The sequence below is a fragment of the Adhaeribacter pallidiroseus genome (genome assembly GCF_003340495.1).
Classification (GTDB): Bacteria; Bacteroidota; Bacteroidia; order Cytophagales; family Hymenobacteraceae; genus Adhaeribacter; species Adhaeribacter pallidiroseus.
Window position 1 is genome coordinate 2533211 of the sequence record NZ_QASA01000001.1, and the last position, 14616, is coordinate 2547826.

The following is a 14616-nucleotide window of genomic DNA, read 5'->3' on the forward strand; positions in this document are numbered from 1 at the left end:
ATATTTTTATTAATAGAAGCACCCTACAAGTACCGGATTAAAGCTAAAAAGTAATTAGCAGATTAAACCTAGTTTTAAACCTAATTTACTAAGTGGTTCTTACCAATTAAAAGCTCCTACTGGAACAAAGCTAAAAAATTAGGATATTTCCTATTCTGACTTTTAACCCAGCTTTTTTTAACCCAGGTTTTTATTTCTATTTTTTAATTGCTACATATCTCCTTAAGATTGTTCGGAAAGAATTTGCGTGGTGAAAGGAATGTGATTTAAAATTTTTTAAATTTTTAATTACAAGTAACTATGAAAACTCTTTTTACCCTGGTTATCCTGTTGTTTAGTGTTCATTTATTACATGCCCAAGCGGCTCATCCGGGTAAAATTACCGGTCTTCTCACCGATTCGGTTACTGCCAAACCCATTGCTTTTGCCAATGCCGCCTTGCAGCAAGAAAATAAACTTATTACCGGGGCTACCACTGATGCTGCCGGCGCTTTTGTTATCGCTAATGTGCCTTTAGGCAAGTACCAATTAGTGCTTTCTTTTGTGGGCTATAAATCAAAAACATTACCGGTAATTCTCACCCCCGAAAAAACGGAACTAGACCTGAGTGGTGTAAAGTTGAGTCCGGACACCAAAATACTAAGTGGGATAACCGTCACGGGTCAAAAAGCATTGGTGGAAGATAAAGGTGATCGCTTGGTTTATAATGCCGAGAAAGATATTTCGAATGCCGGTGGCACGGCCGCCGATGTGTTACGCAAAGTTCCGACCTTAACCGTTGACCTGGACGGGAACGTGCAGATGCGGGGCAACAGTAATTTAAAAATTTTAATAAACGGCAAACCTTCTGCCATGATGGCCCGCAACCTGGCCGATGCTTTGCGCCAAATGCCCGCCAACGTCATTAAATCCGTAGAAGTAATTACCAGCCCCGGGGCCAAATACGATGCCGAAGGTTCCGCGGGAGTTATTAATATTATCACCAAAAAAGGCCTGCAGGGCTTTAATGGTTCTACTAATATTACCGCTGGTAATTACAACCGGTCGGTGGGTACCAACTTAAACTTAAAGAAAAAGAAAATTGGCTTAACTCTATCGGCTAATGGCTACCAATACCGCAACCAGTGGGAAATTCAATCTACCCGTACGACACTCTTCAATAATAATCCGGTTAACATTTTAAATCAATCGAGCAAAGCTGATAACACCGGCACCGGTGGCTACGGCGAAATGAGTTTTGATTACGACCCGGACTCTTTAAGCCGGATAAATTTTTCGGCTAACGTCTGGGGCGGTAATTACCCCAATAACAGCACTTTGCTAAACCGTTTAACGAATCCGGCCGGTCAGGAACTGCAAGCTTTCCGCAACGATCGCCGGTTCCGTAACCCGTACGGCAACGGTCAATTGGACCTGGGTTACACCAAAAATTTTAAAAAACCGGATCAGGAATTTGCTTTTTTAACGCAGTTCAGCCGCATGCCGGATAATTACTTTTACGACACCGACAGCTACTCCATGGCCGAGCTGCTTACTTACCGGCAACACAGTTCTAATTACAGCCGCAACAAAGAATACACCGTACAAACCGATTACACCCATCCGTTTACGTTAAAAAGCCGCCGCGACACGGCCAGTATAAAGCTGGAAGTGGGAGCCAAAGGCATTTTGCGGGATATCGGCAGTGAATACCGGGTAGAAGAATCGGTGGATGGAGCCGGCGAGTTAATCCCTAATCCCTTGCTATCTAATGATTTTAATTACAAACAACAGGTTACCTCGGGTTACACCGCTTTGCGCGTGGATACCAAACGGAAATGGGGTTTAAACATTGGGGCTCGCCTGGAACACACCGATATCGAAGGCGATTTTGTAACCAATCAAACCAAAATTAAAAATCAGTACAATAATATCATACCCAGCATAACCATCTCCAAAGGAATTAAAACCCAAACCATAAAAGTAAGTTATACCCAACGCATTCAGCGGCCTTTAATCTGGTATTTAAACCCTTGGTTAAACGCCAGTGATACTTTAAATGTGAACACCGGCAACCCTTACCTGAAACCCGAATTAAACCACGCTACCGAACTCGGCTATAACCTGAACACCAAAAAAGGATTATCCTTAAACTCGGCTCTGTACTGGCGCTTTACCGATAATGCCATTGAATACCTGACAATCGTAGATGTTTCCGGCGTTTCGTTCAGTAAACCGCAGAACATTGCGACGCGCCAAACCTACGGTTTAAACCTAAACTTATCTGGGCAACCCAACAAAAACTGGAACTTAAACGGCGGAACCGATATTCGATTTGTGGATTTACGCAGCCCGGCTCAAAACCAACGAAACGATGGCTTTATCTGGAATTTAAACTTTAACAGTACTTACAAACTTCCGAAAGATTACTCGATCCAGGCCAACGGTAATTTTGGATCGGGGTGGATTAGTTTACAGGGTACCAACTCGGGTTATTACTGGTACGGCTTTGCGGGTAAGCGCGAATTCTGGGATAAAAAAGCCAGCTTAACTTTAGGCTTGAATAATCCCTTTAAACGAGCCATTCACCAAACCGGCCGCCAGGAAGCCAGCACTTTCATCAGCGATTACAGTTCTATCTACGTGAACCGTTCCGCGCGGCTTACTTTTGAATGGCGTTTCGGACAAATGAACACCGGTGGCGGCAAGCAAACAAAAAAAATCAACAACGACGACAAAGGCGGAAGGTAAAACTAAATGTCTGATTTCATTGGCTCCGGCTAAAATTTGGAGCCAAGGAAACAGTAGGAAGCAAATCAGCTTTGTATTAAATTCTTTATATTAACTATTTAACCACTAGCTTGAGCTATTGGTATATTTTAGAAATCCTCAGAAATATATAACCGATAACTCGGAATAATACCGTAACTTTGTATCCCATAAGCCGCAAAATACTTATGGAATCTAAATATATTTTTGTTACGGGGGGTGTTACTTCCTCGCTCGGTAAAGGCATTATTTCCGCTTCACTTGCCAAATTATTACAAGCCAGAGGCTTTTCCGTGACCATCCAAAAATTCGATCCTTACATTAACATCGACCCCGGTACCTTAAATCCTTACGAACACGGCGAGTGTTTTGTAACCGACGATGGCGCTGAAACCGACTTGGACTTGGGTCATTACGAGCGTTTTTTAAATATTCCTACTTCGCAGGCCAATAATGTTACCACGGGTAAAATTTACAACCACGTAATTACCCAGGAGCGCCAAGGGGCCTATTTAGGCAAAACGGTGCAGGTGGTTCCGCACATCACCGACGAGATTAAGCGCCGGTTGTTGTTGCTGGGCCAAACCGGGGAGTACGACATTGTGATTACGGAAATTGGTGGTTGCGTAGGCGATATTGAATCGCTGCCCTTTATCGAAGCGGTTCGGCAACTGCGTTGGGAATTACCGCAGTCCGATTCTTTGGTGATCCATTTAACCTTGCTGCCTTACTTAAAAGCAGCCGGCGAATTAAAAACCAAGCCTACCCAACACTCCGTGAAAGCGCTTTCGGAAGCCGGGGTACAACCGGATATTCTGGTGTGCCGCTCCGAACATCCGATCCCGCTGGAGATGCGCAAGAAAATTGCGTTGTTCTGCAACGTAAAAGTGAACTCGGTCATCGAATCGCTGGATGCCGAAACCATTTACGACGTGCCGCTGATGATGAAAAAAGAAAAGCTCGACGATCGGGTAATCAAAAAATTAAAATTATCGGGTAAACACGAATTAAACCTGGATTCCTGGAAAGAGTTTTTGGGTCGTTTAAAAAATCCGACGGAAGAAGTACATATTGCTTTAGTAGGGAAATACGTTGAGCTACCCGATGCTTATAAATCTATTATCGAAGCTTTTATTCACGGAGGCGCCGCCAACGAGTGCAAAGTCCGGATTAAAACCATTCAATCCGAATACCTCACCCGCGATAATATTGATATGCTCTTGGGCAAAAGCGACGGGGTTTTAGTAGCTCCGGGCTTTGGGAGTCGTGGCTTTGAAGGCAAGCTGGAAGCTATTAAATACGTGCGGGAGCGTAACGTTCCGTTTTTGGGAATTTGCCTGGGCATGCAATGCGCCGCGGTGGAGTTTGCCCGTAATGTTTTGGGTTTATCCGATGCTGCTTCTACCGAAATGAACCCCAATACCATTAATCCGGTTATTGATTTAATGGAGGATCAGAAAGATGTAACGCAGAAAGGTGGTACTATGCGGTTGGGTTCCTATATTTGTGAGTTAAGAAAAGGAAGCCGGGCGCAGCATATCTACGGTAAAACGAAAATTAGTGAACGGCACCGCCACCGCTACGAGTTCAATAATAAATATTTGCAAGCATTTGAAGAAAACGGCATGTTGGCCACGGGCATTAACCCCGACACTAACCTGGTAGAAGTGATTGAACTTCAAAACCATCCGTGGTTTGTAGCCGCGCAATACCATCCTGAACTAAAAAGCACTGTTTTAAATCCGCATCCGCTATTTGTAAAATTTATAAAAGCGGCCATACAACACACCAAAACTAAAAACGATTATTTAAAAGGTTAGTACCAACACAATATGGAGAAAAATCAAGCAGTAGGCTTAGTTATTATTTCGGTCCTGCTGATCGTATACATGACATTCTTTGCTCCCAAAGCGCCCCCCAAACCCGCTCAGGAACAACAAACTACTACCGCCAGTACCAATTTCAGTACCATTATTACACCCGCTACTATCCCGGATTCTGTTCGGGCTAAAACGCTAGGTGAGTTTGGCGCTTTAGCGCAAGGTACCGCCCAGGAAGTTATTCTGGAGAACAAAAACCTGCGGATTACCTTAAGCAATAAAGGCGGTAAAGTAGACGAAGTATTATTGAAGAACTACAAAACCTGGGATAAAAAGCCTTTAATTTTATTTGATAAAGTAAGTAGTTACGCCGACATAACTTTTCTAACGAATTCCGGTAAAGCTATCCGGTTGTCTGATTTATATTTTAAAGCCCAGCCCGTTACAAATCAGAACGGAGCCCAGGTTTTAGCCTTTAGCGCGGAGGTAGGAGCGGGTCAATCAATCAATCAAACGTATACTTTAGCCTCTGATGGTTTTACTTTAGATTACAAGGTTAATTTTAAAGGATTAAATCAAATAGTTGCTAATAAACCTTTGACTTTCAATTGGAATGATCGTTTAAAAAAAACCGAATTTGACTTAAAACAAAACCGGGATCATTCGCGCTTAAACGTGATGATGGCCGAAGATGATTTTGACTATTTAGTAGGGAAAGCTAATGAAACCGATACAAAAAAATTAGAGACGCCTATTAAATGGGTATCGAACAAGCAAAACTTTTTTTCGGCTGCTATTATAGCTAAAAATACTTTCGCCAGCGGTGATTTAAAAGTTAGCTTTAATCAGGCCGATACCACCGAGGTAAAAACCTTTGCCACTACCCTGGCTATTCCGGTGAACGATGTACTTGGGAATGGAGGTGAATTTACTTACTTTTTTGGCCCGAATGACTTTACCGTCTTAAAGCAACTACCTTTTGACTTTGAGCGAAACCTAGAATTAGGTTGGGGTATTTTTTCTTATGTAAACAAGTTATTGATTATTCCGGTGTTCCACTTTTTGGAGCGTTTTATTAGCAGTTACGGTATTATAATCGTTTTACTGGTATTGTTTATAAAAACTTTGTTGTTTCCATTAACCTACAAGTCTTACCTCTCTATGGCTAAAATGCGGGTTTTGAAACCCGAGATTGATGCCATTAAAGAAAAAAACGACGGGGACATGCAGAAAACGCAATCGGAAACCATGAAGCTTTACAGCGAAGTAGGAGTTAATCCCATGAGCGGCTGTATTCCGGTGGTGCTTTCGATTCCGGTTTTATTTGCCTTATTTAACTTCTTCCCGAACTCGATTGAATTAAGGCAAGAGCCATTCTTATGGGCGCAGGATCTTTCGACGTACGATGTATTTGCCCGCTTACCGTTTACTATTCCCTTTTATGGTAACCACGTGAGTATGTTTACCCTCTTAATGACGGCCTCTACCATCTTGTATACTTGGTCAAATAACCAGGTAAACACCAGTATTCAAGGACCAATGAAGTTTTATTCTTACTTAATGCCTTTGGTGTTTTTGTTTGTGGTAAACTCTTTACCGGCTGGCTTAAGCTTTTATTACTTTGTAGCCAACATTATTACCTTCGGACAGCAAGAGTTAATTAAACGCTTTGTAGACGAAGATAAAATCCGGGAAAAACTTATTTCTAATAAAGAGAAAAACAAAAACAAACAGCCCGGTGGTTTCCAAAAACGCTTGCAAGAAGCCATGAAAGCGGCCTCTGAGCGGGAAGCCCAACAGAAAAAAGGCAGTAAAAAATAGATCGCAGATTTTCGGGGATTACACAAATTACGCTGATTCAATACTTACTAAAAAGCCCTACTTTTTTAAAAAGTAGGGCTTTATGCTTATATACTTAAAGATAATATTGTGGGTATTATGATAGATAAATTTTTAAATATTAGGCTAAGCCGGCAATAAGATGAATGTGAACACATCCAGAATTTAGGCATTCAGATTAGTCCATTCAGATTGCTTGATCTATAATTTTTAAAAAAATTTGTGTAATCTGCGAAAATCCGCGATTCAGATTTTATCTACTTTTTCTAATTTTAAGTTATTCATAGCATCGGCTTGCAGCCCTTTTATATTGTTTTGGGTAAGCCGGACAACCTCATCGTAAAATAAGACTATTACCGGCACTTCTTCTACTACAATCTTATCCATGGCTTGGTACAAGGCAAACCGTTTTTGTTCATTTTGCTCCAGCCGGGCTTGCTCATATAAGCGATCATAAGTGGTATTTTTAAAATGTGTTTTATTTGGGCCCGCCGGCGAAAAGTTAGGACTGTAAAACAACGCTAGAAAATTCTCTGCATCCGGGTAATCACCAAACCAAGATTTCATGAAAAAGCCTGAGCGGCCATTATCTACGGCTTCCTGGTGCGCCGGAAATTGACTAATGCTTATATCAACTTGTACGCCCACTTCCGCCCAGTTTTTCTGCATATATTCGGCAATTTCTTTGTGCTCCGCCACGGTATTTAAACGCAAACGTAAGCTATTTTTTAAGCCATAACCGGCTTTTTCCAATAATTGGCGGGCTTTAGCAGGATTGTAGCTATAGCCACCAACAACTTTATAATTAAAAGAAGGTAAAGGTGGCGGCACCATGCCTGAGTACCCCGGAATACCCAAACTATTGCGGTAATACATAATTAAAGCTGGCTTGTTAATCGCGTAGTTCAAAGCTTGCCGAACGCGTTTGTCCCGGAAGGCGGCATTATTTTCCGGTAGGTTCTTCAAATCTAATTGAAAGCCAATGTATTCGGTATCTAAGTAAGGCATTTTTTGTATCCGGAACTTACCGGCGAAATCTTGCTGCACAGTACCATCCGGGTTAAAAATCAAATCTTTAGAACTACCTTTTACGCCAGATAAAAAATCAATTTTTCCTTGCTGAAAAGTTAAAAATTCTAATTTACGGTCATTAATAAACGAGATCTGTACCGCATCCAGGTAGGGCAAAGGTTTACCGCTGGCATCTTTTTTCCAGTAATGGGGATTTTTATGGAGTATTATAGCATTCTCTTCGTCCCATAATTTAAACCGAAAAGGTCCGGTACCAATCGGATTGCTTCTAAAATCTTTGCCATATAACTTTACACCTTCAAAAGGCAATACAAAGGCATAAGGCATACTCAAAATACCTAAGAACGGGATAAAAGGCTCTTTTAGATAAATGAATAATGTGCTATCGTTCTGCGCTTTAAAACACGTATCTGAAACTTGCCCATTAGCATTCTCCAGCACTTTCCCCTTAAAAACCCACCTACCGGTACTGGCTGTTTTAGGCTCCAGAATGCGTTTAAAGGAATACACAAAATCAGCAGCGGTAACTTTCCGGCCTTGCCCTTGGCTAAACACCGGATGGTCGTGAAAATAAACATCGGAACGCAGGTGAAATACATACCTTTTACCATCCGGGGAGATTTCCCAGGATCGGGCAATAGCCGGAGCCGGTTTTAATTGCTGATCCAGTTCCACTAATCCGTTATACAATTGCGTTACCGCCCAAATATTACCCTGGTTGCGAGCGTAAGCTGGGTCCAGAGAAGTTAAAGATTCCGGCTGATTATAACGAAATACTTTGTTGTTTGTAGCTTGGGTGCGCTGGTTTTTGCAGCCACTGATTAAAGCCAACAGGCAATAGAAAAATAATATAGGTCTCCTCATTCAAAATAAAATTTCTCCCCAAAATAGTATATCTTTGCGGCAGCTTAAGAGTATAAAATTAATACCGATTACTAATCTTTTTATGAACGTAACGTATCTGGGCCATTCTTGTTTTTTATTTGATTTTGATGGTACGAAAGTACTTACTGACCCATTTATCACGTACAATGCATTAGCCAAAAACATTGATAAAGAAGCTATTACTTGCGATTACATTCTTTTATCACATGGCCACCAAGACCACATGGCGGATGCTGAGTTTTTTTTAAAAAAAGATAACGCCACCTTAGTTGCGATCTACGATATTGCCGAATGGTTTAAAGAAAAAGGTATAGAAAATTTAGTGCACCTGAATATTGGCGGTAAAACCGCGCTGCCTTTTGGTTTGGTAAAAATGGTTACGGCCGTGCACTCCAGTGTTCTTCCCGATGGATCCTATGGAGGTAATCCGGCAGGTTACGTGATACAAACGAAAGATAAGGTAATTTACTTTGCGGGGGATACGGCTTTAACTTACGACATGAAGCTGATTGCCGACCGGTTTAAAAAAGTGGATGTTGCTTTTCTGCCCATTGGCGATGCTTTAACCATGGATATAGAAGATGCCGTAGTGGCCGCAGACTGGGTAAATGCAGATAAGATAATAGGGATGCATTACGATACTTTTCCGAATATTCAGCTAAATAAAGAAGCGGCTTCACAAACTGCCCAGCAAGCAAACAAAAAATTGGTTTTACTTGCAATTGGCGAAACTACAACCATATAATAAGCTCAGGAACAACGCATCACCATGGGAAAAATAATTGCAGTAGCCAATCAAAAAGGCGGTGTAGGCAAAACTACTTCAGCTATTAACCTGGCGGCAAGCCTGGCAGCTTTGGAGTACAAAACTTTGTTGGTAGATGCCGACCCACAGGCTAATGCTACGTCAGGTATCGGATACGATCCAAAAGATATTTCTACCAGCATTTACGAGTGCATGGTCGACGGCATTAATGCGGCTGACATCATTATATCGTCATCTATTGATTTTTTAGACCTTATTCCCTCGCACATTGATTTGGTTGGGGCTGAAGTAGAGATGATTAACCTGCCTAACCGGGAGGAAAAGATGAAGGAAGCCCTTACTCCTATTAAGGATAAGTACGACTTTATCATTATTGATTGTTCGCCTTCCCTAGGGTTAATCACCGTAAATTCGCTTACGGCTGCCAATTCCGTTATTATCCCGGTTCAATGCGAATATTTTGCCCTGGAAGGTTTAGGTAAACTATTAAACACAATTAAAATTATTCAATCGCGTTTAAATCAGGAATTGGAGATTGAAGGCATTCTGCTTACCATGTATGATGTGCGACTCCGGTTATCGAACCAGGTAGTAGAAGAAGTTAAACTGCACTTTCAGCAAATGGTATTTGATACCATTATTCCGCGTAATGTGAAATTAAGCGAATCGCCTAGTTTTGGCTTGCCGGCTATTATGCACGATGCCGATAGCAAAGGAGCCATCAGTTATTTGAACCTGGCCCGCGAAATTGTGGAAAAAAACGCGGTTGTTCAAGCACGATAATTCCGGGCGAACTGTTTCATTTATTTTACCAATAGCATTCCCGGGAAAGCAGTTTCAAAGCAGAAGCATCTAATGTCTGAAAATAAAAACCAAATAAAGAAAAAAGGAGGATTGGGTCGGGGATTGAATGCCCTTATTACCGGAAGTTACGACAAGAAAGAAGAAACTGCAAATACCCCCGAAGTGGCAGTTAACGCCATTGCTGGTATTCCCATCCAATCTGTTCAAACCAATCCCTTTCAGCCCCGTACTCATTTTGACAAGGAAGCTTTAGAAGAACTAGCCGAATCTATTAAAGTTCAAGGCATTATCCAGCCCATAACAGTTCGTAAACTATCCGAAAACACGTACCAGTTAATTTCGGGCGAGCGCCGCTTACAAGCTTCTAAACTAGCTAATTTAGAGGTCATTCCCGCCTTTATCCGGCAAGCCAACGACCAACAAATGTTGGAAATGGCTTTAATTGAAAATATCCAGCGGGAAAACCTGAATGCCATAGAGATAGCCCTCTCCTACCAACGATTACTCAGTGAATGCAATTTAAAACAAGAAGAACTAGGCGATCGGGTTGGTAAAAAAAGAACGACCGTTACCAATTACCTACGCTTACTAAAACTGCCACCCGATATTCAAGTTGGTTTACGGGATAGTAAAATTGGCATGGGGCACGCCCGGGCCCTCATTAATATTTCCGACATAGATAAGCAACTGGAAGTTTACAAACGAATTGTAGCGGAAGACTTATCGGTGCGTAAGGTAGAAGAACTGGTTCGTCAGCTCAGTATTGAGAATACTTCGAAGCCTGAACCTGCTAAACCGGAGTTATCAGAACATCCACAAGCCGGCGAAATTAAAAGAGTAGAAACGCGGTTATCTACGCACTTCGGCACCAAAATTCAAGTTAAATCCAACGCGGCAGGTAAAGGTGAAATCAAAATTCCTTTTCTTTCGGTAGATGATTTAAACCGGATCCTGGAAATTTTAAATTATTAACCATGAAGCGGATCCGGTTTCTAGTAGTAATAAGCTTGCTGTGTTACTTTTGCATCTTAACCGTTAAAGGTCAGACAATAACCACCAGCAGCGATTCCACCGTTGTAACTACAACTAAAACTACTCCGGACTCACTTTCCCGTGGCTTATTGGGTACTTTAAAATCCTGGGATAAACCCTCCCGCGCCGCCCTGTATTCTACCATTATTCCGGGCGCTGGTCAATTTTATAACAAAAGTTATTGGAAAATACCCATCATTTATGCTGGGGGTATTACTATCGGCTTTTTTTTTAATAAATGGCACAAGAACTATCTTTTATTTCGATCTTCTCTGGCTGTTGCTACAGATGGAGATTCGACCACTGTGGATGTATTCGCTGCTAGATTTACAAATGATAAAGGAGTTACAGATGAAGACAGACACTTACAGTATTTATCCAGAGGAGTTGAAAATTACCGGCGTTATCGGGACTACAACATAATTTTTGGTTTATTATTACTGGGGCTGAATGTGAGCGAAGCCTACGTGGATGCCCATTTAAAAGGCTTTGATATAAGCGACGAATTATCCTTTAAAGTTGAACCCTCCATTATTCAGGGACCAGGCTTTCAATATGCTCCCGGAGTTGCTTTTAAATTTAATTTAAATAACTAATGCGCCTACTCTTAATTGGCTACGGTAAAATGGGCCGCACCCTCGAACAACTTGCTACCCAGCGCGGCCACGAAATCGTTGGAACAATTGATGTTACAAATCACCACTTACTCTCAACATTCACTGGAGCCAACGTAGATGCTGCCATAGAATTTACCCACCCGGAATCGGCTTTTAACAATGTAAGCTATTGCTTACGAAATAATATACCGGTGGTATGTGGTTCTACGGGCTGGCTCGATCGTTTTGCAGAAGCTACCGCTATCTGTGAAGCCAACCAAGGGGCGTTTTTTTATGCTTCTAATTACAGCGTCGGGGTAAATCTCTTTTTTCATTTTAATGAGTATGTAGCCCGTAAAATGCAGGATTACCCGCATTTCCAAGTATCGGTAAAAGAAATCCACCACACCCAAAAAGTTGACAAACCCAGCGGTACCGCTATTACGGTGGTAGATGGCATTCAAGCGAATTACCCGGGTAAGCAAGGCTGGTTATTAGCGCCCGATCAAGCTACAGATAAAATCAGCATCACTTCCGATCGTATCGGTAATGTGGTAGGTACCCACATAGTGCGGTACGAGTCCGAGAATGATACGATTGAATTAATGCACGATGCCCACAGCCGTACTGGTTTTGCCGAGGGAGCGGTAATGGCGGCCGAATGGCTGCAAAATAAAAAAGGCGTATTTGGAATGAAAGATATGCTAAATTTGTAAATTACAGGATTAAAGTTCTTATGAATAGCAAAATATTAACAAAAACAGAGAAAAAGCCGAAACCACCTAAAAGCTTTTTCCGGGAGTGGGGAGATGCCATCTTATTTGCAGTAGTGGCGGCTACTTTAATCCGGTGGGCCACGTTTGAAGCTTATACTATTCCAACTCCTTCCATGGAGAAATCTTTATTGGTAGGCGATTATTTGTTTGTGAGCAAACTCCATTACGGACCACGCACTCCTCGTACTCCCTTGCAGGTTCCGCTTACCCATCAAACTATTTGGGGCACCAACATACCTTCTTATTCTAAAGCTATTCAGTTGCAATCGCATCGTTTACCCGGTTTTTCCAGTGTAAAGAATAATGATGTAGTTGTTTTCAACTATCCACCCGAAGATCAATATCCGGCTGATTTGCGGACTAATTACATTAAACGGTGTATAGGGATAGCTGGTGATAAAATAGAAATACGCGACATGAAAGTGTTCGTCAACGATAAACCGGAAGCTGACCCGCCGAAAGCACAATATAGTTATTACCTAATTCCAAACGGAGCCATTAACGAGAAAGTAGTGTTTGAGGAAAATGATATTACCGATGTAAATTTAGTGCAGGGCGGTTATATCATTCATACCTTACCCGAAACAGCCGAAAAGTTAAAAGCCATGTCTTTTATCAAGGAAGTGCAACTACTAAAAGATCCGGCCGGGGTAGCTGATCCAAGTGTGTATCCTAACTTGCCTTCCCGGTTTAAATGGAATAAAGATAATTATGGTCCTGTACAAGTGCCGAAAGAAGGCCAAACTATAACCCTCGATTCCATGACGGTACCTTTATACGAAACAGTGATCCGGAAGTACGAAGGCAATGAAAATGTGGAAGTAAAAGGAGATCACATTCTTGTTAATGGAAAAGAAATCACGACCTACACTTTCAAGCAAAATTATTACTTTATGATGGGCGATAATCGGCATAATTCCGCTGACTCCCGGTTCTGGGGTTTTGTGCCCGAAGATCATATTGTTGGTAAAGCGGTTCTGATCTGGATGTCGGCCAATCCGAATGGAGGAATAGGCGGTAAAATCCGATGGAACCGCATATTTAACATTATCCACTAGTTATCAAATATTTATAATTTAGAACAAAATGGGGCTAAAAGTATAGTCCCATTTTGTTTAGCAACTAATCCTAGTAGCTAGCTGTGCTTACCAATTAATTTCTGGTAAACCATGTTCTTTTAAATAGACGTTGGCTTTACTAAAATGCCGGCAACCAAAAAAACCTTTGTCGGCGGCAAAAGGAGATGGATGTGCGGCATTCAGAATTAAGTGTTTGTTTTTTTGTTCGATTATAAGGCCTTTTTTCTGCGCGTATGCTCCCCAAAGCATAAATACCAGATGTTCTTTTTTCTCCGAAACTATTTCAATTACCGCATCCGTAAATTCTTCCCAGCCTTTTTTTTGATGCGAACCAGCAGTATTGGCTCTAACGGTTAAAGTAGCATTTAATAACAAAACACCTTGCTGAGACCAGCGTTCCAGGTTGCCACTCTTGGGAAGGGGTTTCCCTAAATCGTCGTGTATTTCTTTAAAAATATTGCGTAAAGAAGGAGGCATTGCTACGCCTTCGTTTACAGAAAAAGCCAAACCATGCGCCTGACCAGGACCATGATAAGGATCTTGCCCGATGATAACCACTTTTACTTGTTCTAAGGGACATTTATCGAATGCATTAAAAATTTGGCTACCGGGTGGATAAACCGGGTGCGTAACATATTCTGATTTTACAAATTGAATCAAATTTTTAAAATATTCTTTTTCAAACTCCGGCTGTAATTCGTTCTGCCAGCTTTTTTCTATTTTTACATTCATACTAGTTCGTCTGTTTAAAAATTATCTCAAAAACAGTATTTTTTATTTATTTACTTGTTTTACAAAAACTATTGGCTAAAATTAGGTGTTATTAATCAACAAAAAAGCTTGCATTATGGATACCACCACCACCGAAGGCGTTAAAATAACGGTAACCACCAATTACTTACCCGATTACTCCAGCCCTACCCAGCAGCATTTTGTTTTTGCTTATAAAATTATTATTGAGAATAACAGTGAGTTTACCGTAAAGTTATTACGGAGGCATTGGTACATCTATGATTCTAACGCTGTAGTACGGGAAGTAGAAGGAGAAGGTGTGGTTGGGCAGCAACCCGTATTGGAACCCGGCGAATCGCACGAATATGTATCGGGCTGCAATTTAAAAACGGGCATTGGTAAAATGCGCGGGAATTATACCATGGAACGTTTAGTAGACGGCAGTTTATTTACGGTTAATATTCCAGAATTTGTATTGATTGTACCGTATAAATTAAATTAATTATT

At 41.4% G+C, this 14616-nt stretch carries 12 protein-coding genes; 10 read left to right on the forward strand and 2 right to left on the reverse strand.

Annotated features, from left to right (window positions below; translation table 11 throughout):
- Positions 1-300: 300 nt before the first annotated feature.
- The 3 genes from AHMF7616_RS10020 (at position 301) to yidC (ending at position 6389) form a co-directional block, all read left to right on the forward strand.
- The gene (locus AHMF7616_RS10020) at positions 301-2730 is read left to right on the forward strand and encodes a TonB-dependent receptor (protein WP_115372765.1); all 2430 of its coding nucleotides are present in this window, start codon (positions 301-303) and stop codon (positions 2728-2730) included.
- Positions 2731-2936: 206 nt separating this feature from the next.
- Positions 2937-4568 carry a CTP synthase gene (locus tag AHMF7616_RS10025; RefSeq protein WP_115372766.1) on the forward strand — a complete coding sequence of 544 codons (1632 nt, stop codon included), beginning with the start codon at positions 2937-2939 and terminating at the stop codon, positions 4566-4568.
- 12 nt (positions 4569-4580) lie between these two features.
- Positions 4581-6389: a membrane protein insertase YidC gene (yidC, locus tag AHMF7616_RS10030; RefSeq protein ID WP_115372767.1), complete on the forward strand. Its 1809-nt coding sequence runs from the start codon at positions 4581-4583 to the stop codon at positions 6387-6389.
- 264 nt (positions 6390-6653) lie between these two features.
- Here yidC and AHMF7616_RS10035 read toward each other — a convergent pair whose 3' ends face one another.
- Positions 6654-8270, reverse strand: coding sequence for an ABC transporter substrate-binding protein (locus AHMF7616_RS10035; RefSeq protein WP_233507457.1), 1617 nt, complete (start codon positions 8268-8270; stop codon positions 6654-6656).
- A 115-nt stretch (positions 8271-8385) separates the two neighbouring features.
- Here AHMF7616_RS10035 and AHMF7616_RS10040 point away from each other — a divergent pair, with 115 nt between their 5' ends.
- From AHMF7616_RS10040 to lepB, 6 genes are all read left to right on the forward strand, one after another.
- Positions 8386-9069, forward strand: coding sequence for a metal-dependent hydrolase (locus AHMF7616_RS10040; RefSeq protein ID WP_115372769.1), 684 nt, complete (start codon positions 8386-8388; stop codon positions 9067-9069).
- 24 nt (positions 9070-9093) lie between these two features.
- Positions 9094-9873, forward strand: coding sequence for a ParA family protein (locus AHMF7616_RS10045; RefSeq protein ID WP_115372770.1), 780 nt, complete (start codon positions 9094-9096; stop codon positions 9871-9873).
- Positions 9874-9945: 72 nt separating this feature from the next.
- Positions 9946-10866 carry a ParB/RepB/Spo0J family partition protein gene (locus AHMF7616_RS10050; protein WP_115372771.1) on the forward strand — a complete coding sequence of 307 codons (921 nt, stop codon included), beginning with the start codon at positions 9946-9948 and terminating at the stop codon, positions 10864-10866.
- A gap of 2 nt (positions 10867-10868) precedes the next feature.
- On the forward strand, positions 10869-11522 hold the full coding sequence (locus tag AHMF7616_RS10055; protein WP_115372772.1) for a DUF5683 domain-containing protein: 654 nt from the start codon (positions 10869-10871) through the stop codon (positions 11520-11522).
- Positions 11522-12238: a 4-hydroxy-tetrahydrodipicolinate reductase gene (dapB, locus tag AHMF7616_RS10060; RefSeq protein WP_115372773.1), complete on the forward strand. Its 717-nt coding sequence runs from the start codon at positions 11522-11524 to the stop codon at positions 12236-12238. Before AHMF7616_RS10055 ends, dapB begins: the two co-directional genes overlap by 1 nt.
- 20 nt (positions 12239-12258) lie before the next feature.
- Positions 12259-13356 (forward strand): signal peptidase I, encoded by a 1098-nt coding sequence (gene lepB / locus AHMF7616_RS10065; RefSeq protein WP_115372774.1) that lies wholly within the window; start codon positions 12259-12261, stop codon positions 13354-13356.
- An 87-nt stretch (positions 13357-13443) separates the two neighbouring features.
- On the opposite strand, the gene ung is transcribed toward lepB, so the two are convergent.
- Complete coding sequence (gene ung / locus AHMF7616_RS10070) at positions 13444-14109, reverse strand: uracil-DNA glycosylase (RefSeq protein WP_115372775.1); 666 nt, start codon at positions 14107-14109, stop codon at positions 13444-13446.
- Between the two features lie 115 nt (positions 14110-14224).
- On the opposite strand from ung, the gene apaG reads away from it, so the two are divergent.
- Positions 14225-14611 carry a Co2+/Mg2+ efflux protein ApaG gene (gene apaG / locus AHMF7616_RS10075; RefSeq protein WP_115375541.1) on the forward strand — a complete coding sequence of 129 codons (387 nt, stop codon included), beginning with the start codon at positions 14225-14227 and terminating at the stop codon, positions 14609-14611.
- Positions 14612-14616 lie beyond the last annotated feature (5 nt).

Excerpts from the sequence above, each read along its gene's own strand:
- AHMF7616_RS10020 (WP_115372765.1), top strand. The coding sequence starts at position 301 with ATGAAAACTCTTTTTACCCTGGTTATCCTGTTGTTTAGTGTTCATTTA.
- AHMF7616_RS10025 (WP_115372766.1), top strand. The coding sequence starts at position 2,937 with ATGGAATCTAAATATATTTTTGTTACGGGGGGTGTTACTTCCTCGCTC.
- yidC (WP_115372767.1), top strand. The coding sequence starts at position 4,581 with ATGGAGAAAAATCAAGCAGTAGGCTTAGTTATTATTTCGGTCCTGCTG.
- AHMF7616_RS10040 (WP_115372769.1), top strand. The coding sequence starts at position 8,386 with ATGAACGTAACGTATCTGGGCCATTCTTGTTTTTTATTTGATTTTGAT.
- AHMF7616_RS10045 (WP_115372770.1), top strand. The coding sequence starts at position 9,094 with ATGGGAAAAATAATTGCAGTAGCCAATCAAAAAGGCGGTGTAGGCAAA.
- AHMF7616_RS10050 (WP_115372771.1), top strand. The coding sequence starts at position 9,946 with ATGTCTGAAAATAAAAACCAAATAAAGAAAAAAGGAGGATTGGGTCGG.
- AHMF7616_RS10055 (WP_115372772.1), top strand. The coding sequence starts at position 10,869 with ATGAAGCGGATCCGGTTTCTAGTAGTAATAAGCTTGCTGTGTTACTTT.
- dapB (WP_115372773.1), top strand. The coding sequence starts at position 11,522 with ATGCGCCTACTCTTAATTGGCTACGGTAAAATGGGCCGCACCCTCGAA.
- lepB (WP_115372774.1), top strand. The coding sequence starts at position 12,259 with ATGAATAGCAAAATATTAACAAAAACAGAGAAAAAGCCGAAACCACCT.
- ung (WP_115372775.1), bottom strand. The coding sequence starts at position 14,109 with ATGAATGTAAAAATAGAAAAAAGCTGGCAGAACGAATTACAGCCGGAG.
- apaG (WP_115375541.1), top strand. The coding sequence starts at position 14,225 with ATGGATACCACCACCACCGAAGGCGTTAAAATAACGGTAACCACCAAT.